At 64.2% G+C, this 23,249-nt stretch carries 18 protein-coding genes; 11 read left to right on the top strand and 7 right to left on the bottom strand.

Annotation, left to right across the window (positions count from 1 at the left end):
• Window positions 1-38 precede the first annotated feature (38 nt).
• Window positions 39-1,184, bottom strand: a complete 1,146-nt coding sequence (locus EYQ35_02545; protein ID HIF63022.1) for an acyl-CoA dehydrogenase — start codon at window positions 1,182-1,184, stop codon at window positions 39-41.
• 110 nt (window positions 1,185-1,294) lie between these two features.
• Here EYQ35_02545 and EYQ35_02540 point away from each other — a divergent pair, with 110 nt between their 5' ends.
• The 5 genes from EYQ35_02540 to EYQ35_02520 are packed head-to-tail and all read left to right on the top strand — an operon-like array spanning window position 1,295 to window position 9,799.
• Window positions 1,295-2,992 carry a long-chain fatty acid--CoA ligase gene (locus EYQ35_02540; GenBank protein HIF63021.1) on the top strand — a complete coding sequence of 566 codons (1,698 nt, stop codon included), beginning with the start codon at window positions 1,295-1,297 and terminating at the stop codon, window positions 2,990-2,992.
• The gene (locus EYQ35_02535) at window positions 2,961-3,713 is read left to right on the top strand and encodes a TetR/AcrR family transcriptional regulator (GenBank protein HIF63020.1); all 753 of its coding nucleotides are present in this window, start codon (window positions 2,961-2,963) and stop codon (window positions 3,711-3,713) included. Before EYQ35_02540 ends, EYQ35_02535 begins: the two co-directional genes overlap by 32 nt.
• Window positions 3,710-4,972, top strand: coding sequence for a cytochrome P450 (locus EYQ35_02530; GenBank protein ID HIF63019.1), 1,263 nt, complete (start codon window positions 3,710-3,712; stop codon window positions 4,970-4,972). The genes EYQ35_02535 and EYQ35_02530 overlap by 4 nt, the downstream gene beginning before the upstream one ends.
• A gap of 2 nt (window positions 4,973-4,974) precedes the next feature.
• Complete coding sequence (locus EYQ35_02525; protein ID HIF63018.1) at window positions 4,975-8,835, top strand: hypothetical protein; 3,861 nt, start codon at window positions 4,975-4,977, stop codon at window positions 8,833-8,835.
• A gap of 22 nt (window positions 8,836-8,857) precedes the next feature.
• Window positions 8,858-9,799 (top strand): Rieske (2Fe-2S) protein, encoded by a 942-nt coding sequence (locus EYQ35_02520; GenBank protein ID HIF63017.1) that lies wholly within the window; start codon window positions 8,858-8,860, stop codon window positions 9,797-9,799.
• Here the strand turns inward: EYQ35_02520 and EYQ35_02515 are convergent.
• Window positions 9,787-11,295, bottom strand: a complete 1,509-nt coding sequence (locus EYQ35_02515; GenBank protein HIF63016.1) for an acyl-CoA synthetase — start codon at window positions 11,293-11,295, stop codon at window positions 9,787-9,789. The genes EYQ35_02520 and EYQ35_02515 overlap by 13 nt on opposite strands.
• 129 nt (window positions 11,296-11,424) lie before the next feature.
• On the opposite strand from EYQ35_02515, the gene EYQ35_02510 reads away from it, so the two are divergent.
• From EYQ35_02510 to EYQ35_02500, 3 genes are all read left to right on the top strand, one after another.
• On the top strand, window positions 11,425-12,303 hold the full coding sequence (locus EYQ35_02510) for a TIGR03619 family F420-dependent LLM class oxidoreductase (GenBank protein ID HIF63015.1): 879 nt from the start codon (window positions 11,425-11,427) through the stop codon (window positions 12,301-12,303).
• Between the two features lie 11 nt (window positions 12,304-12,314).
• On the top strand, window positions 12,315-12,764 hold the full coding sequence (locus tag EYQ35_02505; protein HIF63014.1) for a nuclear transport factor 2 family protein: 450 nt from the start codon (window positions 12,315-12,317) through the stop codon (window positions 12,762-12,764).
• A gap of 169 nt (window positions 12,765-12,933) precedes the next feature.
• Window positions 12,934-15,855, top strand: a complete 2,922-nt coding sequence (locus tag EYQ35_02500) for a hypothetical protein (protein HIF63013.1) — start codon at window positions 12,934-12,936, stop codon at window positions 15,853-15,855.
• On the opposite strand, the gene EYQ35_02495 is transcribed toward EYQ35_02500, so the two are convergent.
• Window positions 15,845-17,149 carry an MFS transporter gene (locus EYQ35_02495; GenBank protein ID HIF63012.1) on the bottom strand — a complete coding sequence of 435 codons (1,305 nt, stop codon included), beginning with the start codon at window positions 17,147-17,149 and terminating at the stop codon, window positions 15,845-15,847. The two genes, EYQ35_02500 and EYQ35_02495, sit on opposite strands and share 11 nt — an antisense overlap.
• A gap of 14 nt (window positions 17,150-17,163) precedes the next feature.
• Here EYQ35_02495 and EYQ35_02490 point away from each other — a divergent pair, with 14 nt between their 5' ends.
• Together EYQ35_02490 and EYQ35_02485 are read left to right on the top strand one after the other, a co-directional pair.
• Window positions 17,164-17,604, top strand: a complete 441-nt coding sequence (locus EYQ35_02490; GenBank protein ID HIF63011.1) for a PPOX class F420-dependent oxidoreductase — start codon at window positions 17,164-17,166, stop codon at window positions 17,602-17,604.
• Window positions 17,601-18,677: a c-type cytochrome gene (locus EYQ35_02485; protein HIF63010.1), complete on the top strand. Its 1,077-nt coding sequence runs from the start codon at window positions 17,601-17,603 to the stop codon at window positions 18,675-18,677. The genes EYQ35_02490 and EYQ35_02485 overlap by 4 nt, the downstream gene beginning before the upstream one ends.
• A gap of 37 nt (window positions 18,678-18,714) precedes the next feature.
• Here EYQ35_02485 and EYQ35_02480 read toward each other — a convergent pair whose 3' ends face one another.
• Window positions 18,715-19,242 carry a hypothetical protein gene (locus EYQ35_02480; protein ID HIF63009.1) on the bottom strand — a complete coding sequence of 176 codons (528 nt, stop codon included), beginning with the start codon at window positions 19,240-19,242 and terminating at the stop codon, window positions 18,715-18,717.
• 179 nt (window positions 19,243-19,421) lie between these two features.
• Here EYQ35_02480 and EYQ35_02475 point away from each other — a divergent pair, with 179 nt between their 5' ends.
• On the top strand, window positions 19,422-20,006 hold the full coding sequence (locus EYQ35_02475) for a hypothetical protein (protein HIF63008.1): 585 nt from the start codon (window positions 19,422-19,424) through the stop codon (window positions 20,004-20,006).
• Window positions 20,007-20,068: 62 nt separating this feature from the next.
• Here the strand turns inward: EYQ35_02475 and EYQ35_02470 are convergent, their stop codons facing one another.
• From EYQ35_02470 to EYQ35_02460, 3 genes are all read right to left on the bottom strand, one after another.
• Window positions 20,069-20,860 (bottom strand): sulfite exporter TauE/SafE family protein, encoded by a 792-nt coding sequence (locus EYQ35_02470; protein HIF63007.1) that lies wholly within the window; start codon window positions 20,858-20,860, stop codon window positions 20,069-20,071.
• A gap of 56 nt (window positions 20,861-20,916) precedes the next feature.
• Window positions 20,917-22,269, bottom strand: a complete 1,353-nt coding sequence (locus tag EYQ35_02465; GenBank protein HIF63006.1) for a DUF1329 domain-containing protein — start codon at window positions 22,267-22,269, stop codon at window positions 20,917-20,919.
• Window positions 22,270-22,335: 66 nt separating this feature from the next.
• Window positions 22,336-23,244, bottom strand: a complete 909-nt coding sequence (locus EYQ35_02460; protein HIF63005.1) for an NAD(P)-dependent oxidoreductase — start codon at window positions 23,242-23,244, stop codon at window positions 22,336-22,338.
• Between the last annotated feature and the right edge of the window lie 5 nt (window positions 23,245-23,249).

Here is a 23,249-nt window from a genome sequence, read left to right as displayed (position 1 = left end):
CGTTTCTGTGTCCAGCGTTCTTTTGCCAGCTCGGCGGTCTACTCGCGGGGCAGGCCCAGCAAGCGGCTGGCCACGAGGTTGAGCTGTACCTCGGTGGCGCCCACGGCGACACCGGCGGTCATGGCTAGTTTGAAATTAGCGTTGGCAAAGGTCCCCGCCTCGAGGCCCGAGCTGCCGGTGAGTTCGAGGGCGAGGTCGCCCACCAGCTTGTCCACCCGGGTGCCCGCTATGCGTGCCACGTTGGTGTCGGCGCTGGGCGGCAGACCGTGCGCGCGTTGGTCTATTACCCTGTAGCTGAGCACTCGCGCGGCTTCGCAGGCGGCCCGGGCCCGGCCGAGCTTCTCGGCCACGGTGGGATCGTCGAGCAGGCCTTTTTGCCTGGCAAGCCCGGCCAGCCGGTCGAGGGTAACCGTGGCACGCGCGTAGCGCGGTGCGCCCACTCGTTCGTACTGCAACGAATAGCTCACGGTTTTCCAGCCCTCGCCTTCCTCGCCGAGCAGGCAGCTCCTCGGCACGCGCACGTCGGTGAAGAAGAGCTCGTGGAAGTAACGCTTGCCAACCACCGACGGTATCTCGCGTATCTCTATGCCCTCGCTGTCCATGGGGAGCAGGATGACCGACAGGCCGTGGTGGCGGCTCGACTCGGGGTCACTGCGCACGAGGAGAAAACAGTAGTCGGCGTGGTTGGCGTAGGACGTCCAGATCTTGCTGCCGTTGATGACGTAGTCGTCGCCGTCGGCTACCGCCGATGTGCGCAGCGCGACCAGGTCGCTGCCCGCTTCGGGTTCGGAGAAGCCCTGGCACCACAGCACCCGGCCCTCGCTTATGGCGGGCAGGTGCAGCGCCTTCTGCTCATCGCTGCCGTGCTCCATTATCGTGGGGCCGATCCAGTTGACGTTCATGTACTGCGGGCCGCGGGGCTCTCCGCGTGACCACAACTCTTCACCCAGCACGGCGTGACTCCACGAGGTGGCAGATTTGCCCCCGTACTCGGTCGGCCAGTGGGGCGTGAGCCAACCACGCGCGGCCAGCGCCGCGCAGAACCCAAGTGAGAACTCGGCCTGGGCGTCGCTACCCGGCCCTTCGCGCGAAATCTCCTGCCAGTCGTCGGGTAGCTCGCTTTCGAGAAATGCCACCAGGTCCTTCCTGAACCCCTGGTCTTCCTTGCTCCACGCGAATTCCATCTGCTTGTTTCGGGGCTCCTCTAACCATCGATTTGACGGATACCCGTGCGCGAAGCTATATCGGTGGTCGCACATGGTGCAAGTGCATAGGGGCGGGGAGCAGGTTTTTTATGTATTCAAGCGGTGAGATCCCGGTGCTGGACTTCAAGGCAACCGTGCCGGCTTTTCTGCGTCGGCAGGTCAGCTTGCACGGGCAGCGTGACTTCGTGGTTACGGCCGATAGCCGTCTTGGCTATCTCGAGGCCGAGCGCGAGTCGGCTCGCCTGGCGCGGGGCCTGTTGGCTGCCGGGGTTGGCAAGGGCAGCAGGGTGGGCCTGCTGGCGCCCAACGGACCCGCGTGGGTGGTGGCCTGGTTGGCCGTGGCGAGGCTGGGAGCCCTGCTGGTGCCGCTCAATACTTTTTCGAAGGCCCGCGAGTTGGGCTGGATGCTTCGCCACGCCGACGTGCAGTTGTTGCTCTGCGTAGATTCCTTTCTCGGCCACGACTACCTGGCTCGACTCGAGGAGGCGGCGCCCTCGCTCACCGCGGCCGAAAACGCAGAGCTGCTGTTGCTTCCCGAGTTGCCGATGTTGCGCAGGGTATACGCCTGGGGTGACGGGCGCCGGAAGTGGTTGGCGGGCGCTGTCGAAGAACTGGCCGAATCGGGCGATGTCCCCGAACAGGACGAAGGGTTTCTCAGCCGCGTGGAGGACAGCGTAGAAACAAGCGACCCGATGCTCGTGGTCTACAGTTCGGGCAGCACGGCCGATCCCAAGGGTGCGGTGCACGGCCAGGGCTCACTGTTGCTGCACGCGTTCAATCTCAACACGTTTCGTGGGCTGCGGGCCGACGACAGGCTGTACTCGCCCATGCCGTTCTTCTGGGTAGGCGGCTTCGTATTTGCGCTGCTGGCGGCCATGCACGCGGGCTCCTGCCTGCTCTGCGAGGAGAGTTTTGAACCCGGGCGCACTCTCGACCTGCTCGAACATGAGCGGGCGACCTTCGTCACCGGCTGGCCGCATTACGGCAAGGCCATGGCCGACCACGAGAGTTTTGCCGGCAGGGATCTTTCCTCGCTTCGCGGTGGCAACGTCTACGACCTGTTGCCCCCGGGGGTCGCGCCCGAGGATCCTGAGCTGAGGGCCAACTCGCTGGGCATGACCGAGACCGGCGGGCCGCACACTATGTACGACATGACAGTTGACCTGCCCGATAGCCTGCGGGGGTCGTTCGGTTGCCCGGTGCCCGGGCTCGAGCACAAGCTGGTCGACCCCGACAGCGGTCTCGAGCTGGCCGGCATGAACGACAGGAGCGCGGGTGAAAAGAGCGCGGGCGAGGCTGGGGAGATCTGCGTTCGCGGCTACAGCCTCATGCAGGGTTTGTACAAGCAGCAGCGCGATAGCGTGTTCGATGAGGCGGGCTGGTACCACACCGGTGACGGCGGCAGCTTCAACGAGCAGGGCCACTTGTTTTTCGAGGGCCGCCTGGGCGACGTGATCAAGACAGGTGGCGCCAACGTGTCACCGCGCGAGGTGGAAGTGCTGCTCGAGGCCGTGGACGGGGTGAAGGCGGCGCACGTGGTGGGCCTGCCCGACCCCGACCGGGGGCAGACTGTCGCGGCTGTCGTGTTGCTCAAGCAGGGCGTGGAGCTCGACGGCGAGCAGTTGCTGGCAGCCCTGCGCGACGAGCTTTCAGCCTACAAGCTACCCCGGCAGATCTTTTTTCTCGGTGAAAACGAGCTGCCCATGACCGACAGCGGAAAGATCAAAAAATCGGCTCTAGTCGGGCAATTACAGGATCTTTTCAAGGCCGGGCGGGGCGGGGCTTGACAAATCTACCTGCGCGCAGGTAGAAAGTGTGGTGGCCGTCCTTCCTTCCAGTGAGCGGGGCAACAGCACCCGCGTCGCCATACTGCAGGCAGCCGAACGCGTTTTTGCCGAGCAGGGCTTCGACCGTGCGCGCCTGGAAGATGTTGCCAGTGAGGTGGGTATCCGCCGGGCCTCTATCGTTTACTACTTCCGCGACAAGAGAGAGCTCTACCACACCGTGCTCGCGGACATGTTTGCCGAGTACGCCGTGGGCCTCGAGTCGGCGTTGTTCGGTCCAGGCGACGTTGTTGAGAGGCTGGAGGCAGCGGTGGTGGGCTGGGTGGATTTCGTGGCCGCGCGACCGACCTTTGCGCGGGTGTTACTGCGCGAGTTGGCCGATGCCGGCGGCGATGGCCTGCCCGGTATGGTCGAGCACAGGGGCGAGGCACAAAAAATTGTCGAGCGTTTCGCGTCCGAGAACTCGGGCGACCCGTTGTTGTCGCGCATCGACGTGGATCCGGCTCACATGGTGGCCAGTGTCGCCGGTGCCACGCTGTTCTTGTTCGTAGCAATGCCGGCGCTCATGCCTTCGGGCGACTTTGACCCCCTTGAACCGGCGCAGGTAGAAGCCCATCGTCACGAGGTACTGAGGACCGCCAGGCGGTTGATGGGGACCGGGCTCGCGGTGAGAACAAGACCGGCGCGGGCCGAACGGCCTCCAAAGCCAGGGAGAAGCAAGTGACCAAGCCAAACCAAGAAACAGGGCCAGACGCCTTCGAACGCTTTAACAAGGCCCAGGGGGTCGGTACCGTGCGCGACCCCTACACCCGCTGGGCGGAGTTGCGCAGGATGGGGCCGGTACTCGAAGTCGACCCGCGTGAATGGACCGGCGACCAGGAGTTCATGTCCGGGGGGCACAAGGCACCCGAGGGTTTCAAGATCTGGTCGGCCGTGAGCTACGATGCCGTTCACGACATCCTCGCCGACTCGCGTAACTTTACCTCCAGCGGTTACGCCATCACGATGGGACCGGTACTCGGTCGCACCATACTGGAGATGGACCCGCCCGATCACACGGTTCACCGTAAACTGCTCAGCCAGGCCTTCAGTCGCCGCGCCCTGGAATCCTGGGAGACGGGGTTGGTGGCCGAAACGATCAACGGCTTGATCGACGGTTTCGCAGAGCGCGGCAGCGCCGACCTGGTGCGTGAGCTGACGTTTCCGTTCCCGGTAACGGTGATCGCCGGAATGATGGGTGTGCCGGCTGATCGTCTCCGTGATTTTCACCGATTGGCCGTGGAGCTGGTCAGCGTCACCATAGACTACGACGGCGCGCTGCGGGCGTCGCAATCGCTGCGCGATCTCTTTGCCGACCTGCTACGGGGCAGGAGGGCTGAGCCTGGCGACGACATCATCAGCGTGCTGGCAAGCGCCGAGGTGGAAGGCGAGCGTCTCGAAGACGAGCTCATCTATTCCTTCCTCCGGCTGCTCGCTCCGGCCGGTGCCGAGACCACCTACCGGTCGTCGAGCAACCTGCTGTGCGGGCTGCTCAACAACCCCGACCAGCTCGAATTGCTCAGGGCCAACCGAGACCTGCTGCCCCACGCTATAGAGGAGGGCGTGCGTTGGGATCCCCCGTTGACCGGTATAATGCGCATGACCACGGCCGACGTTACCGTGCAGGGTGTCGAGATTCCGGCCGGCGCGGTGGTGCACGTCAACATGGCGGCAGCCAATCGCGACCCCAAGCGCTTTGAAGATCCCGATCGTTTCGACGTGACGCGCAAGTTCAAACAGCACCTGGGTTTTGCCTTCGGCACCCACGCTTGCCTGGGAATACACCTGGCCCGAATGGAGACCCACGTGTTGCTCAACGCCGTGCTCGACCGCCTTCCCGGACTCGCGCTGGATCCCTCGGCGGGCGAGGTCTTCGTGAGCGGACAGGTTTTTCGGGCGCCGTCGGCGCTGCCGGTGGTTTTTGAGACAGGGCGGGAGAGCTGATCGTGGGCGGACGTTACCTGGCAGGATTGGACATGGGCGGAGGCGGTGTGCGCTGCCTGTTGTTCGACCCCGAGAGCGGTCGCGTTCACGGGGCGTCGCGCCCTTGCCCGCCCGTGGTGGTGGAGGGTGGCGCCGGATTGCAGGTGGAGCTGGACACCGGGCTCGTAATCGATCGCATGGGCGAGGCCGTGCGGGCGGCGCTGGCCGAGGCAGGGGCCGGGCCCGACGATGTAGTGGCGGTTGCGGCCACGGCTACGCGTCACGCCATGGTTCTTGTCGACTCGACCGGCGAGGTATTGCTGGCGGCTTCGAATCGTGACGCGCGCGCGGCGCTCGAAGCCATGGAGCTGGGGGAGCAGCACGGCGCAGAGCTGCTGGGGGTGACCGGCCACTGGCCGACCGCGATACAACCCGGACCGCGTCTGCTGCAGCTGCTGAAGGCGCAGCCTGCGCTGATTGAACAAACCGCCCACGTGTTGTCGGCCAGTGACTGGTTGGGTTTCTGGATGACCGGCAACGCGGGCTACGAGGCCTCGCAGGCGAGCGAAACTCTACTGTTCTCGCTTAACCAGCGTGGCTGGTGTGCGGACTGGATAGGGAGGCTGGGGATTCCCCGCGATATTTTCCCCGATCCTCTCGACGCTGGCTCGCAGCTGGGCGAGCTGGGTCCACTGGCCGCCGAGAAGCTGGGGCTGGCCGAGGGCACCACTGTGGCCGTGGGAGCCGCCGACTCGCAGTCGGCCTTGCTGGCCGCGGCCTGCGTCGAGGCCGGCGAGTTGTGTGCTGTCACGGGCAGCTCGCTGCCCGTTCAGTTGGTGATGGACGTGCCGGTCACTGACCCCGACGGTGCGCTATGGACTTCGCACCACGCGGTGCCGGGCCTGTGGGTGCTCGAGAGCAACGGCGGTCCGATGGGTGAATCCCTGGAGTGGGCCGCGCGCCTGCTCTTCGCTGATTCGCCGAGGCCCGTGGAACGATTGTTTGCCGAGGCGGCTGCTTCTGTTGCCGGCGCACGCGGTATGCAGTCGAGCCTGGGCGCCCACCTCATCGACTGGAAATCACCTGGCCTGCCCGTCGGAGAACTGCTGCTGAGTCACCTGGTGGGCGTTCCCGGCGATGATCCGAGGCGCGACGTGGCACGCGCTCTCGTAGAGGGTATGGCCTGCGGTGTGCGGGCCAACGCCGAGCGCGTGTGTGACCTGAGTCACAACCAACCCGAACTGTTGAGGGTCTCGGGTGGCATGTTGCGCAGCAGCCTCTGGCCCGAACTGCTGGCCCAGGTCACCGACCTCCCCGTGCACGCGGCCAGTGCTTGCGAATCGGGAGCCATGGGCGCGGCGCTGTGTGCGGGCGCAGGGGTCGGGGTATTTACCGACCTGGCCGAAACCGCCCAGGCTGCTCCGCTGGCCGCGACCGTGGTGGCCGAGAGAGCGGAAGTCGCGACCATGCTGCAGGTCTATGGCAGGTGGAAGGGCCGTAGCGAGCAAGCACCGGCGGCGGATGGCGATGCCGTGGGCGCGCTGACTACTGCCATGCTCGAGGCCGGCGAGGCGGCGGGCGTGGCGCGCAAGAAGAAGTTGACGCCCAGCCTCCTGGTCACCGCCCAGTTTGACGAGGAATCGCTTGCCCGCCTGGCGCGGTTGGGAGAGCTGGAGTACTCGGATTTTCGCAGCAGCATGCGACTGCTCACCGGCGCTGCCCTGGTAGACGCGCTTGGCGATCACGATGTTTTTGTAACCGAGGTCGACCTTGTCGATGCCACGGTACTGCGTGACACGCCGGGCCTGAGGGTGGTGGTGAGCTGTCGTAACGATCCGGTCAACATCGATCTCGATGCCTGCAGCGCTTTTGGCGTACCGGTGCTCAACGCGCCGGGACGCAACGCTGTAGCCGTGGCCGACCTGGCGGTGTCATTCATGTTGTCGCTGGCCCGTTGCAGCGCCGCGGGTGGCGATTTCCTCAGGCAACCGGGCTCGGTGGCGGGCGACATGGGTCGCATGGGGCAGGCCTTCAGCCTGTTCCGCGGCGTAGAGCTGTGGAACCTGACCGTCGGACTGGTGGGCCTGGGGGCGGTAGGGCGCGAGGTCGCGCGGCGGCTGCGCGGTTTCGGCTGTCGCGTGCTCGTGTCCGACCCGGCAGTGGACGCCATGGAGGCGGCCCGCCACGATGCCGAGCTGTTGGGCCTCGAAGAGCTGCTGGAGCGCTCGGACGTGGTGAGCCTGCACGCTGCGGTCAATGACCAGACCCGCGGAATGATAAACGCCGAGCGACTAGCGGCCATGAAGCCGGGTGCGATGCTGATCAACACGGCGCGGGCGGCTCTCGTCGACGAAGAGGCGCTGGTGGAAGCGCTGCGCGACGGGAGGCTTGGCGGCGCGGGGCTCGATGTGTTTGCCGAGGAGCCGCCGGCTTCCGACCATCCGTTGCTGGCCATGGCCAACGTCATTGCGACTCCCCACCTCGGCGGCAACACGGCCGAGATCGCCGTGCACCAGGGTCGCATCATCGCCGACGAACTCGAACTCATGGCGGCAGGCTCAGCGCCGCGGCACTGCTTGAACCCCGAGGTCCTGGCCGACTTTGATTGGTCGGCCGACCGTCGTGAACCGGGCGATGAAGAAATAGCAGGCTTGCTCGCAAAGGCTGGTCCGGCGGTTTCTGATCTCCAGCGTGAGAAGCCTGGCGCCGATGACGCCGTCGTTGAAGACGCCGCCGTTGAAGAAGACGATAAAGCGGCCGAGCTGTCCGCCGCCGCTGCCGATCTACGCGAGGGTATGAGCAGACAGTTGGAGGCCTGGGGAAGGGCTGTTTCTGCCAGCGAAGAGTTGGCAGCCGAGGCCGAGAACAACCAGGTCACGATGCAGTTCGAGTTGCATGACCTCGCCCTGACCTTTCACCTGCAGCTTGCGGCCGATGGCGCGAGCGCGGGCCTGGGGGCCATTGTGGGAGGAGCCGACGTGCGCTTGAGCATGGGCGCTGCCATATTCGACGGAATGTTCGGTGGCGAACTCAACGCCATGGAGGCTGCCATGGACGGCCGCCTGTCTTTTACCGGTGACGCCGGCAAGGCGATGACCCTGCAGCACCTCGAGCCCCTGCTGGCGGCCACTTACAAGGCCGCGCGCGAGGAAGCCGGCGACCTGGGCGACCTGTCGGCCCTGGCCGTCCCGACGACGGCGGAAAACGGCCGAAGCCATGGAAGTGGAACCGCGGATCTGGGAGCTGACGGCGGCGAGGCAGCCACGGCACTGTGCGAGGTGGTGGACGAGCTTTACGCGAGCGGCCTGATCACGGCCACCGGCGGCAACGTGACCACGAGGGTGAGCGCGGGTGCCGATGAACTCTGGATTACCCCCAGCCAGTCTTTCAAGGGCAAGCTGGATCTTTCGCAGCTGGTGCGCATCGATCTCGACGGCGATCCCGTGGATTCGGGTGCCCGTTCGCCGTCAAGCGAGCGCCTCATGCACGCGGTGGTCTACCGGGTGAAGCCGGAGGCCGAAGCGGTCATACACTGCCACGCGGCCAACGCCACGGTGCTGGCCAACAGCGGCTTGCCCTTCGTGCCCGTGTCTACCGAGGCTGCGTTTTTTGGCGAGATACCGCGGGTGCCCTTCATCATGCCGGGCACCGTTGAACTCGCCGACGCGGTGGCCGAGGCCATGAAAGACAGCTGGGCCGTTATGCTGGTCAACCACGGTCTGCTGGTCGCCGGCCGTAGCCTCAGGCGGGCGGCCGACATGGCGTCGGTTATAGAACGCAGCTGCGAGGTCATACTGGGCTCGCACGCGGTAGGAAAGCCGCCGCCGGTGTTGCCCGACGACGTACTCGAAAAACTTCGTAATATAGGTGACATGATCGCCTGACCCAGTGGGAGTTAGAAAAAAAATGGATAGGGAGTTTCCGTTTCCGCTGCCTTTCAGCTGGTACCAGGTCGCGTACTCCGACGAAATCGGGGTCGGCGAGCTGAAACCGATACACTACTTTGGCCGTGAGCTCGTCCTGTTTCGCGACATGGCGGGCACGGCCCGGGTCTTTGACGCTTTCTGCCCCCACCTGGGCGCGCACATCGGGCATGGTGGTGAGGTGACCGAGCAGGGTCTGCGCTGCCCCTTTCACCACTGGAGTTTTTCGCCCGAAGACGGCCGCTGCGTGGACATCCCTTACTGCAAGCGCATTCCCCCCAAGGCTGCCGTGGAGGCGCTGCCGGTGTGCGAAAAAAACGGCATCATCATGGCCTGGTACCACCCCCTGGGTGAGCCGCCCGAGTGGGAGATCCCCGATCTACCCGAGTATGGCGACCCGGCCTGGACCGAGTGGACCCGGCGCGACTGGATGGTGAAGTCGCGCAACCAGGAGCTGGCCGAGAACACTGTCGACGCCGCTCACTTTTTATACGTGCACGGCACGAAGAACATCGCCACCACAGACGTTGTGGATTCGGACGGGTATTTTCTCAACGTGATCTGCCAGTCGAGGGTGGATACATCCAAGGGCGAAGCCGACGGCACGATAGACATTCGTACCTACGGTCTCGGTTTTGGCTGCACGCGCTTCAAGGGCGTCGTTGAAACCCTGGTCATGACCTCGGGAACACCGGTGGACGACGAGTACGTTCACATGCACTTGTCGTGTGCGCTGCGCAAGCTCGGCGACGAGAGTACTACCAGCGGGGTGGGCAAGGCTTTTGTCGGCGAAATTGAGCGCCAGTTCGGCCAGGACATCCCCATCTGGGAAAACAAGGTGCACCTCGAGAAGCCGATACTCTGCGACGGCGATGGTCCCATTGGCGACCTGCGTCGCTGGGCCAGCAAGTTCTACGTCGAGTGACCGGTCCCGCTGGCCGGGCCTGAAGGCTCCTGGTCATAGCGCGCCTTGAGCAGGTGCTTTCTCAGCTTGCCCGCCTCTGTGCGCGGCAGGCGGTCCACGAAGTCAATGGAGCGTGGGCACTTGAGCGGCGATATTTTATCGCGGCACCAGGCCATGAGTTCGTCGGCCAGCTGCCCGCTGGCCGCCAGCGGGTCAATGGCTTCGACCACCGCTTTTACCTGTTCGCCGAAGTCGCTGTCGGGCAGCCCGAACACGGCCGCGTCGGCTACCAAGGGGTGCTCCAGGAGGCAGTTCTCGGTTTCCTGGGGGTAGATGTTGACCCCGCCCGATATGATCATGTCGGCCTTGCGGTCGGTGAGGTAGAGGTAGCCCTCCTCGTCGAGATAGCCGATGTCTCCCACGGTGCTCCAACCGCGAGCGTCCAGCGAGTCGGCGGTTTTTTCGGGGGCGTTGTGGTATTCGAAGCTGCGCCCGCCTTCGAAGTAGACCGTGCCGATCTCGCCTGCCGCCAGTTCCTCACCATCGTCGTCGACCACGTGCACGCGGCAGCCCAGCTCACGACCTACCGAGCCCTTGTGCGCAAGCCACTCCTCGCTGCTTATCTGTGTAGCGCCGTTGCCCTCGGTGGCGCTGTAGAACTCGGTCAGTATCGGGCCCCACCAGTTAATCATCTGCTCCTTTACACTCACCGGGCAGGGCGCGGCGGCGTGCAGGGCCAGGCGGTGGCTCGAGAGGTCGGCCTTCTCTCGCAGCTGTTTGGGTAGCTGCAGCATGCGACTGAAGTGAGTGGGTACCCACTGGCTCATGGTCACCTGGTGTTGTCCCAGGAGTTGAACCGCGCTCCTGGCATCGAACTTTTCCATGACGACGCAGGTCGCGCCCAGTCGCTGCAGGGCCATGTTGAACCTGAGCGGCGCCGAGTGGTACAGCGGGGCGGGCGACAGGTACACGGTGTTCTCGTCGGCGCCGTAAGCGACGGCGAGCGCCGCCGCCATCGGCGAGATTGCACCCACGCTGCGATCGGGGAGCGGGTTGCGTATGCCCTTGGGGTAACCCGTGGTACCCGATGAATAGAGCATCTCGCAGCCCTCCAGCTCGTCGTCCACGGGGTGGTCGGGCATGTCGTCGAGCTCGCCTTCAAGCGACCGATAGCCCGGCAGCTCGCCACCGCAGACGAACCAGGCCTGCACGTCGGGGCAGAGTCCGGGCAGGTCGGCCGTGTTGTCGGCCTGCTCGGCGCTGGTCACGAAGGCCCGCGCACCGCAGTCGTTGATGATGTAAGCGATCTCAGCGGTCGCCAGGTGGGTGGCCACCGGTGTGTAGAAAAGACCCGAGCGCTGGGCTCCCCAGCACACGGTGAAGAACTCGGAACGGTTTTCCATCATCAGGGCCAGGGCTGCGTCGTGGCCCAGTCCGAGGTGTCGCAACAGCTGCGCGAAGCGGTTGGAGCTGCGATCCAGCTGGGCGTAGCTGGTGGCCCGGCCGCTACCAGCCATGACAAGGGCTGCCTTGTCGGGAAACTTATCGAGCTTATCGAAGGGGTACACGCTGTTGTCTCGGGCGCCGCTTGTGTATAAGCGGTCTCACTGCGCGGCGTTCGCCCGGCCACGCAGCAGGGAGCATCAATGCGCTTTTCTTACGCTGAGTCCATGACCGATCCGACTTTTTTTCCGGCGCTGGCCCGTGCCGCCGAGGACTCGGGCTGGGATGGGTTCATCGTGCCCGACTCGATATGCTATCCCGAGGTCTCGGATTCAAAGTATCCCTACACGCCGGACGGTGATCGCGGGTTCCTCGAAGACAAGCCCTTCATCGAACCGTTCACCCTGGTGCCGGCGCTCGCGGCTGTGACCAGCCGCCTGCGCTTTCAGACCTTTGTTATCAAGCTGCCCGTGAGGCACCCGGTGCTGGTGGCCAAGCAGGCCAGCTCGGTGGCCGTGCTGTCGGACAACCGCTTCAGCCTTGGAGTGGGCGTCAGCCCATGGCCCGACGATTATCGCGTGATGGATGAGCCCTGGCCGGGTCGTGGTCGTCGCATGAACGAGATGATGGAGATCATCCGCGGCTTGTGCGAGGGAGGGTTCTTCGAATACCACGGTGAGTTTTACGACATCGAGTCGATCAAGATCTGCCCGGTGCCGAGCAAGCCGCTGCCCCTGCTCGTGGGCGGCCACTCCGAGGCGGCGCTCAAGCGCGCCGCTCGCCTCGGCGACGGCTGGATGCACGCCGGGGGTGACCCTGCAGAACTGGAGTCAATGATAGCGAGGCTCCACGAGTTGCGAAAAGAATACGGCCGCGAGCAGCAGCCCTTCGAGGTGCACGTCATATCGCTCGATGCTTATAGCGTCGACGGCGCCAGGCGATTGCAGGACGCGGGTGTCACCGACTGCATCGTGGGTTTTCGCAACAGCTACGAGCGGGGGGTCGACACCGAGCCCCTGCAGGTAAAGATAGACGCGCTGCGGGTGTTTGCCGACGACGTTATCGCGGCCAGTAGACGCTGAAGGGAGAGGACATGAACGGTAAAGAAATTTCTGATCGAATCGATATACAGGACCTGCTGGTGCGCTACTGCACCGCGATAGACACGCAGAACTGGGAGCTGCTCGACACCTGCTTCGTGGCCGACGCCAGGGTTGACTACAGCGCGTCGGGCGGCACAGCGGGAGACTACCCCGAGGTGAGGGCCTGGCTGGCAAAAGCCCTGGCCCCGTTCAAGACCATGATGCATTTTATCGGCAACAGCAGCGTCACCCTGGATGGTAACAGCGCGTCGGCCCGAACCTATGTCATCAATCCCATGGGTATGGACGACGGCAAGGGCGGCGTCTCGTTTTTTACAGTGGGCGCGATCTACGACGACGACCTCGTGCGCGTGGAGGCCGGTTGGCGCATAAGCCGACGCGACGAGGAATTGGTATACATGGAGGGCGCCGTGCCCAGCGGTTTGGAAGTTTCGTCCTGAGCTACCACCCAATCGGGGGGGTAAGTGGCTGGCCCAGCGTGATTGTGGTGTCGCAGCCATTGACAAGAGTAGCGATTGTTTTCTAGTCTTCTGGTGGAGTGGGTTGGTTTCCCCGAGCGGGGGACAGCCGCCCGACCTTGAGCCGCCAGTGAATCGTTGTTGGAAGCTTGTGTCCCTTGTTGCAGCGCTGCTGATTCTTTCAGCCGCGCCGGCCTCGGCCCAGGTTAGCAAGAACGAGGGCAAGTGTGCGGGCAAGATGGCCAAGTCGGCAGGCAAGCTGGCCGCCACGGTGACCAAGGGCACGGCCAAGTGTCGTGACAAGGAGATCGCCGGCAAGTACGTTGGCTCCTGTCCCGGGGTCAAGGAGCAGGTAAAGATCGACAAGGCTGTCGCCAAGGTCGGCGCGACAGCTACCAAGAGCTGCGGCAGCGTGTGCAGCAGTTCCACGTTCATAGGCTGCCTGGCCGACTCGGATTGTCCGCCCACGGCGGGACTCGACGAGACCTGTGGCGGCGGCGCGGTAAACAAGCCTTTCGAGATCAGCAATATCGGGTTTCCGGGGCCTGCCTGCATAGCGGCGGGCTATTCGACGATAGATACGGCTGATGACCTGGCCGGCTGCGTGGGAGGCGTCGCGCTCGAAATCGGCGAGGACCACCTTGCCCTCATCTACGGAAGCAGCTCGTCGTCCAGTGGGCTGTCTTCGGCGGCCGCGTCATGCCAGGCCACCCTTGCTAAGTCTGCTGTCAAGTTGGTTGCCACGGTAGTAAAGGGCGTGGCCAAGTGCCGCGACGCCATAAACAAGGGTAAGAGCAGTGGCAGTCCCCTGGAGTGCGCGACGGCTGATGAAAAACTCGCAGCGAAAATAGCCAAGGCAGAGGCAAAGTTCGGCTCGGGCATCGCGGCTAAGTGCAGCGACGCGGGCGTGGCCGAGCTCGACATATGCGGCCTCGGCGTGGGTGGGGTTACTAGCGTGGGGGAGGCAACGGCCTGCCTGCTGGAGGCTTCCCGCGAAATTTCTGACGCGGTCAACCTTCCAGCCGACCGCACTTATGCCGCCCGGTCGTTGATCGAAGCTGCCTACCCACGCGAGGCCGTCTGCGGCGATAATTCGGTCAACCAGCTTCCAGGCAATCACCTGTTGCTTGGCGAAGAGTGCGACGGCAGCGATGACTCGGCCTGTCCGGGCGAGTGTATGCCGCCCGGAGACCTGTTCGAGTGCACCTGCGGGGACGTGCCCAGGGCCAGGTGGTGGAGCATCACCCAGGGTTCCGAGACCGACGCGGGCTGGACCGGCGCTACCCACGACCAGAGGCTGGGTGAGGGCGCCGGTTACGTGCTCGACCTGCTCAACTGTGATTGCACTGAGTTCACCGGCGCAACCTGCACCGGTGTCAGTGTCGACCCGGTGTGCGACCTGGCTGGCAAGCAGGCCCCGCGTTGCTCCTGGGAACCTTTGAGCGCGTCAAGCTGTGACGACCGCGGCGACGGCGACGGTGGAGACGAAGATAGCGACTGCGCGATCTGCGACGCCTGGAGTGTTAACGCCGGTGCCAACTGCGTCCTGAGCACCGATTGCCAATCGCGCTGTTACACGGCTGCCGGAGTCGATGCCGGCAGCGATTGCGATTCGCAGGCCAACTGCGCCGCCGGCGAGCAGTGTCGGGGCCGATGCGACAGCTCGCCTCACTGTATCCTTTCGCCAAACGGGGGACCTTTCGCCGTGGCGACCGCGAGCACTACTGCCTGCAACTTGCAGAATCATGTCCAGGACGTGACCGGTACCTTGAACATCATTACGGGCGAAACCTCCACGGCTTATGAATCGTCCAACAGGCCCTACATCGGCGAGCGCTCACATCGCCCCTGCCCGGTGTGTGGGGGCTACTGCGAAGGCGGAGACAATGCCTACCTGATCTGCGAGGGCCGTTGCGAGACCAGTGGCGATGTATGCCGTTTTGACGAGGACTGTTCGATCGAAGGCGAACTCTGCGGCTCTGCTACCCCCGATTGTCCAGGCGGTGCCTGCGAGCTGGGACTGGTCTGCATAGCCGACGTGCAGGCTTTGCCGGGGGCCGTGTCGGGCCGCGCGTGTCGCATCGAGTACGTGGACCCCTTGTACGGTGCCATGTCCGGCGACTGTCCGCCGCATCCGGGTAAGTACCTGGGCGGAAGTGTGGAGTCGATTCACGCCGCCCACACCAGTCACCCCACCTCGCTGGCCTCCACCTTACCTTGCACTGAGCTTGGCTTTGAGCTGTTCGACTGCCCCTGTCCGCCAGGAGTTTCCAACCGGCAGACCAGCCCCAACCTGTGCCGTACGTCCTGTGACGCCGGCGCAGAGCTGGGCACCGGCTGTGCCGATGGCAACAACGCGGGCGGCGAGTTCACGACCTGCGCCGGGGGCGGCAACCAGGGCTTTGCATGTGACGAGGACAGCGATTGTCCCGGCGGTACCTGCTCGGCCAACCCGACGCACTGCAGCGGCGACCCGGCCTTCGAGCGGGTCACGTGCAACGGCGATGCCGACTGCGGTCTGGGCACCTGCGTGGACGCGTGTCCTTCCGGGCGCTGCGTACCCCAGTGCCTGCCCAAGGTCGGCGACGGACTGGACGGCTACTGCCCGGCTGGCCCCGACGTGTTTCATTGCGAAGGAGCGTTGGACGCTTTCAGGGCCTGTCCGGCGACGGCGCTCGATGAGAGCTGCAACTCAACCTGCAGCGTGGCCGGCACGGCCTGCAGCTCGGACACCGAGTGCCCGCCCGGTGAGCAGTGTACCGGCGAATGCCTGACCCACATTAACTGTGAGTCCGGGATAGACGGTTTCCTCGGAACACCGGATGACAATGTCGGTGCGGGGCCCTGCGTGCAGGCGGTGCGAGAGTGTTTTACTAACCCGATTCTCGCCGAAGGTGGAAGCACTCTGAACGGCCTCGGCGATCCCACCAACATTCTTTCGGCCACTATCTACTGCATCCCGCCCACCAGTCGCGACGTGATCGACCTTGTGAGTGGCTTCGGTGGACCCGGCCGTAGCACGGAACACTTTACGGTCTACGTGAACGTCGGTTCCATCCCCGTTACTCCCTGAAGTGCGCGCCCTCAGCGAGGGTGTCCTTCCTGGCCGGTGTGTTTTCGAGCTGGGCCGCCCTGCGTGCGGCGGGAACAACCAGCACCAACGCAGCCAAGCTCAGCATGCCCACCTCCGGGCCGAGGGCCGGAAGGCCACCTACGGCGGCCACCTTGCCTCCCAGCAGTGGGCCCAGGCCGTAACCCAGCGTTGACGCGCCCACGGCAGCTGTCGTCCACCTGCCCCAGCGGTCGAGCACCGCGGCTGTGCCGGCGAGGTAGGGTAGAGAAAAAAAGAAAGTGAAACCCCAGGCTGCCTGCGACAGCGCGTAGCCCTCCGGGCTGTCCACCTGGACAACAGTCCAGCGCATGATTGCCACGGCCGCCATTCCAACCACCAGCGTGGGCACGCGGCCGTAACGCGTGCCGATGCCCGCAGCCAGGGCCGCCCCGGCAAGCCCAGCCAGGGTAGCCAGCGACAGTACGGCCCCGGTCCACTGCGGTTCCACGCCAGCGGCCAGGCCAAGTCGCTCGGAAAAAGCCCACAAGGACTGTTCTGCCCCCGCTCCGAGTACTACGCCCGCGAGCAGGGCCAGCCCGACCACGGCGTGGCCGGCGGCGGGGGCGTTGCCGTCTGCAGCCGCGGTCCGGGCCCTGAGGGGACGCCGGATAAGAAAACCGGTCGCGGCCACTGACAGCAGTGCCATCGCGGCGAAGCCGGCCTTGTGGCCCCAGGGCAACATCAGCAAGGGCGCCAGCGCCAGCAGGCAGGCACCGATGAGGCCCACGGCTATCATCAGGCGGGCAAACACGCGGTCGGGGTCTGGCAGCGCGGCTATGGTCGAGTTGCAGGCTGCCACCAGCAGCCCCGAACCCAGGCCTGCTACGGCGCGGGTGACCAGCAACAGTTGCCAGGAGTCGACCAAGGCTGACGCGGTGTTGCCCGTCAAGACAATTACTGCGCCGGTTATCGCCAGTGCTTGCCGGGAGATCAGGGCCACGCGCGGGGCGATCAGCAGCGCCGTTGCGGCCATGGACAGGAGCTCGGCCGAACCCACGGCTCCGGCCTGCGCGGGATCCAGCCCCAAGCCGTCGATGAGCGATCCCAGCAGCACGGGCATCAGCCAGGTACCGGCAAAGGCCAGCGCGTCGGCTGCCACCAGGGAGACAAATATCTCGCGCTCAGGGGGTGAGGCTTGTTGTCCTAGCAGGGGCATGGGCGGAAGGCACGTGGATACACCACGTGGCCTGCTGTATACCTGTGTCGGCGCGCTGAATATACGTGTGCGAGGATGGTTTAGTGGACACGCGAGCATCAAAAGGCGAAGACCTGGCCGGCGACGCGCTGGCCGGCGAGCAATACCTGAACCTGGTGACCTTTCGTCGCGACGGCAGTCAGGTGGCCACCCCGGTATGGTTTGCCGGTGAGGACGGCTGTTACTACGTGTTTACGGCCGGCGACGCCTGGAAGGTGAAACGCCTGGGCCGTGACCGGCGGGTGAGGGTGGCGGCTTGCGCCGTCCTGGGGCGAATCACGGGACAGTGGCTGGACGGTAAGGCACGGCTGTTGGACGGCAACGACGCCGTTGACGTGGAAGTCGAGGCCAGGGGGTGGGCGTTGCTTAAGCAGAAATACGGTTGGCAGCTGGCAGCGGTTGACCTGCTTTCTACGCTCGGTGGCAGAAAGGGCAGCCGGCGCATGATAGAAATAACCTTGGCCGTTGCGGGGGCTACGCCACCTGTAGAAAGCCCGCAAGGAGATCTCGCTTGAAAAAATCAGCAGCGTTGTGCCTGGTGACCCTGTTCGCTTTTTCGTGGACTGTGGGGGTGGGTGCGACAGCGGCAGCCGTCTCGGTGCCCGACGGATACAGCGTGGAGCGCGAGAAGCAGTGGTTTCTGCTGAGGCACTGGTTATCCGGTGGCGTGGTTGTGCATGAGGCTGAGTCTGTGGCGCCCGTGCCCGACGAGTCGTTGCGCCGCCTGGGGGCTGAGCTGTTCGGTGTTTACTGCGCCAACTGTCACGGCAAGCAGGGTGGGGGAGACGGCCCACGCGCGGCCGCCCTGCAACCCCCGCCACGGGATTTTACTGCCGGCCTGTTCAAGTTCAGGTCGACGCCAAGCGGCTCGCTCCCCACGCGCGATGATCTTTTTCACACCCTGAGCGGGGGCCTGCGTGGTACGGCCATGATGCCCTTTGCCGACCTCGCTGAGATCGAACGCTGGGCCCTGGTGGAGCAGGTGCTGGTGCTGGCCGCCGGGCAGCACGGCGATGCGGCTGCCGCGCTGACGCTTCCGTCGGCTGCGGGCCGGGCCGAAGAAGGCAAGGCTTTGTATGTGAAGCTGGAGTGCGCGAGTTGCCACGGCGAGCGCGGCCGCGGCGACGGGCCATCGGCCGCCGCGCTCGAAGACTGGAGGGGCAGACCGTTGCCACCCCCCGATTTTGCCACCCGGCCGTTCAAGCGCGGACCGTCGGCTGACGATGTCTACCTGACCCTGGCCACGGGGCTGGATGGTACGGCAATGCCGGCTTACGGCGAAGCGGCGACGCCTTCGGAGCTGCGCGACCTTGCAGCCTGGGTGCTGTCGCTTAAGCAGGAGGTGTCGTTGGAGGCCGGGCCCGCCGAGCAGGCCGAGGCCAGGGCTATCATGCAGGTCCAGGCCAGCCAGGGCTCACACGCAGTCGTGGGTGGCTGCGGCTGTAAGGCCCGCCGCGCCGCCAGCCAGGCCAAGGCGGGGGCTGCCTCCGGGGCTGCTCCCGCGGAAGGAGGCTGTGGCAAGATCGAGGACTGCGCAGCAGGCGAGGGCTGCGGTGCTCCCAGTGCTCCCAGCGCCTGCGGCCAGTAGGAATACCTCCGAGTAGAGGACGCCAGGCAGCTCGGCGTCAGCCGCCCGTAGTTACCGGGTGGATCTCGGTAGCCGCCATGTCGGGCGCCGGAACAAGCGGCTGCGACGAGGCGTCGCTCGAGTCTACCGGGTTGACGTTAAAATCGTCGGGCCCGGGCTGACTCTCGGCGGTTACCACGCAGGTGGCGATGTCGGCGGGTGTGGCAAAGCCCGAGATATCTATGACTGCCCCCGAAAGCAGTCCGCCACCCTTATTGTTGAAGGTGGCGATGGCCCCGGAAAACGGGCTGCTGCACTCTACGTCGCCACCCACGCCCGAGAACTCCCCGCCGCTGTAGTTGACGTCAAACTGTAGCGCAGCGACGTTGGCAATGGGGTTGCGTATTGCAAAGGTTACGGCGAACTGGTTGGCAGATTCAACAGCTGCAGCAGGGGTTTGCAGCGCTTCTCCGGCCGGAGGAGTGGCACCTTCCTGGCAACCTGCCATAGCGGCGAGGAAGGCCACCAGGGCTATGCCTGCGAGCGTGATCGGAACCTTGGATATCATCCTGAATTCAATTGGCATCACCCCTTTATAGCATCCTTGGCCGATGATTTCTAAAGGGGGACGCCCCCCCCTTTAGTGGGCGTGGACAAGGGGAGTGGGCTGGGCTAAAAAAGAACCTTGCCGTACAAGGCTTTTCGATCAACATTCACCCGGGACTAATCGCCCGGAATTAATCACCTTGGACCGAGGGGGCAGAGATGAAGTTTATTTCCCGATTGGCAGTTACTGTATTCGCCGTGAGCATGCTGGCCATGCCGGCACCGGCGCTGGCCGGGGACGACGGCGGCGAGGTCGAAGCGGCGGCCAACGGTTGGTACGTGAGGGCCGGTGGCCAGTTTACCGATCTCAATGACCACGGATCCAAGGGCTACAGCATTCACGCTGGCCGTGAACTCAGCGGGATCAGCGACTACCTGGCCGCCGAAATCGGCTGGCTCCATGTCCTCGACGCCGAGTTTGCCAGCGGAAAAGACGACGTCATGGGCGTACACGTCGCGGGCGTACTCACCTATCCCATGAGCATCCTGTTCAAGTCGCGTAACGAGGGACCGTTGGATCTCGTGTTGGGTGGTGGACTGCTGTTCTGGGAGAAAGACGACAGCGGCGAAGACGGGCAGGATTTTACCGCCACCATTGGCGTGCAGTGCCGGGCTTCTGATCTGCTCAAGGCCCGCCTCACTTTTGACAAGGTGTGGGGTTTGCCCAACGGCAGTGAGGCCGCTCCTAACTCTTCTAACGCTTCGCTCGACTCGGCGTCGCTGACGTTTATCTACGACTTCTGATCTTTGCTTGATGCGCGGCGGCTGGGGGGTGGAGACGTCCCCTTGGCGCCGTTGTTTCGGCCTCAGCCGACGAACAACTTGACCCCGGTCGCCGCCAACAGCGCGGCCAGCGCGTAGCGCAATGGGCTCGTCGGTACCACTTGTGCCAGCCTGCCACCCAGCCACGTTCCCGGTATGGAACCCAGGAGCAGCGTGGCAACCATTACGAGGTCCACGTTGCCGCGACTGAAGTGAGCGAGGCCGGCTGTTCCCATGAGAAGGGTGGCGTGTACGAGGTCGGTTCCGATCAGCACCAGCACCCTCAGCTCAGACACCAGCAGCAGTATGGCCATGAGCAGCGAGCCCGAACCGACCGAGGTCAGGCCAACGCCAAGGCCTATGAGTACGCCACCGGCCACGAGTATGACTTCCTTGATCCTGGTCTGCACCAGCTCGCTGCGAATGAATTCAGAGTCGCGCAGCCGGCCGGCAAAGAAGCGTCGCTCGAGAGCCGACACCACTCCGATCACGACCAGCATGACGCCCAGGGCGCGGGTGGTGAACGCGTCCACGTCAACGCCACTGCGCTCGAACCACGGGGTGAGCACGAATACGGCGAACAACGCCGAGGGCACCGACCCCAGCGCCAGCCACCTGACGTAGGGGAAATTAACTTGCCCGCGCTTGATGTACTGCCAGGATCCGAAGAGCTTGGTAATGGTGGCGTAGACAAGGTCGGTACCCACCGCGTGCAGCGGCCGCACGCCGAACACCATGATCAGCAACGGCGTCATGAGTGCGCCACCGCCAACGCCGGTCATGCCTATGAGCACGCCGACGACAAAGCCGCTCAGGCTGAGCCAGGGATCGAACATCCACTAAGGCTAGCGAACAGCAGGCCAACCCACAATAGCGCTGGCCGTCGAACTCGTCAGCGGCCGGCGGAGATCAGCCCCGGGATCGTGAACCAATTTTCTGATGGCGAGTTCTCGTGGTCAAAACCAATGTCAATGTACCAGCCGGGTTCATCGGGAAAAGCCATGCCGGGTATGGCGGCGCGCGTGCCGTGCATCATCTGCATGTCGATCACGGAGAAGGCGTAGATGAACATGCGCGGTTCGTCGTATTCGTAGTCTACCATGGGGTTGGGGCGCTTGGACGTGCGTATGCTCTGCATGACGACCTTCCACAGTTCGCCGCCCTGGTCGTAGAGGTCGGAGTAGACGATAAAGTAGGTCTCCTTGTCCACGAAGATCACGCGCTTGGAATAAGCGTATGAGGGGGCCATGGGTGTGCCCTCAATGACGTACACGTTGGGGCGCAGCTCCCAGTTTTCGCAGAAGGTCATGCCGCCGTCGTCCTTGCAGGGCTCCGGGGGCAGGCGCACGCCGTGCAGCGAGGCGTACATGGGCTTTTCCCCGAGGAGTTTCCACTTGAACCAGGGAATCTGGCCGGCGTAGCCGCCGTGACTGTCCACGTCGATATCCTGTCCGAACAAAGCATCGCTGCGCTGGGCCGTAGACATACGACGGACTCTCCTCAGCGAGGGTATATACAACCAGGTGTCGTCGTGGTGGATGAGATCCTGGTAACGGATCGTGACACCACCTACTCCCTTGAGGTCGAACGGTTCTATAAGCGGGTACAGGCCGGCTTTCTGAAAGGCCTTGTCTGGATTGTCCTGCGGGCTGTACGATGGTGTTGGTTCGTGGTGAAGGCGTCCGTCAAAACGCATCAGCCTGATATACTCCGCAACGAAGTGTCTTTCGACATTGTAGTGTCGTTGTCCCTTGGAATCGACGTAGAGCGAGCCGGTATCGGCATCGACAAGATGAAGATTGATGTCATCGCTGAAGTAGTGGGTACGATGAAAGTTGTACATGATCTTGTTGGGGGCCGTGGGATCATTGGGGTCAACATCAGGAAAGGGCCTGCCAGCCACCCAGTTGAGCAATTCTCCGTGATCGCCGATGCTGGTCTGTCCTGAGTACTTTTCAGTAGCCGCTTTGTAGGGGCTCGGCACGGGAATGTGCTCGTAGGGGACGATGTCGAGTTCCATGCCGTTCTGCACTGCCCAGTAAACGCCCTCGGCAACCATGCCCTTTACCTTCTCGGCGTTATGACGGGTGATGACGTCGCCGGGCTTGGCCTCGGCCTCGGCCCGCGTGGGCAGGGCGGCCGAAGACAGCAGCAGCGCCAGGGTCATCACGGCGCTGAGGGCAGCCGACTGGATCATAGGGGCAGGGGATCGACGGTGGGGTGTAGTCATGTGCTGGCCTCGCATGGTGGCGCAGAGAAGCGCGCCGTGGTTGTCGTACCCGGGCAAAATAGCGCAACAGCCGGGGGTAGGTCAAGCCAGTAATTCGGGGTGGAGCGCGGCAACCATGCGCTTGATACCGTCTTTCCAACCCACGGTTGAGCGCGGTCCGGTTATCTCGTTGAGCCGGGTGGGGTCGGTGATCACGCTTTCCAGTGTGGCGTCGCTGCGCGCAAACCTCGGCTCCAGGCCGGTGAGTTCGCCCATGTAATTGCACCAGTCCTCGATGCCCACGGTTTCATCGCCACACCAGTTGACGGTGGTGGCGGGCACGCTGGCGGCTCCGAGCAGCGCGGGAATGGTAGCCGTGTAGTCGTCTTCGTGTATGGGGCTGTACAGGCAGGGGCCGTCGCTGCTGTGCAGGGGGATCTCCATGCCCGCAGCCATCATTTCGAGATGGAAGCCAGGCCAGCCGCCGTTGTTACCGTAGGGCACGTTGAGTCGGCAGATTATAGAAGGCAGCTCAAACTCACGCGCGCAGAACCTCACCATCGATTCGGCGGCGATCTTGCCGATACTGTAGGTGGCAAACAAGGCGCGGTGATTGTCGCCCAGGGGGTCGCTCTCGCTGAAGGCATGGCGGCCGTTGGCTTCGTACACGGCGGTGGACGAACAGTAGAGAAACGCTCGCGCGTCGCGGCAGCGACTCATCAGGCGGCCCACGCCCTCCACGTTGGCGCGCAGGTCGTAGTCAAAGCTGCCGGTCTTTACGTTCGCAAAATTGAGAACGTAGTCGAGCCCGTCGGGAAGGTGGTCGAGCGCGTCGTCGGCAAGATCGGCCGCGAGGGTTTCAATGCCTACCGCTTCTACTTTCTTGCGGTCATCGGGGTTAGACCAACGGGCGAGGCCGTATACCGTGTTGTTGCGGGCGAGCTCGCGGGCGATCGGAAAAGTGGCCTGGCTGGCAGGGCCGGTAATCAGTATCCTGTTGTTCTTGAGCAAGGGGG

The sequence above is a fragment of the Candidatus Binatota bacterium genome, assembly GCA_012960245.1.
GTDB lineage: Bacteria > Desulfobacterota > Binatia > UBA1149 > UBA1149 > UBA1149.
Note: the sequence above shows the minus strand (reverse complement) of the source record. Positions and strands in the feature narration are given on the sequence as shown.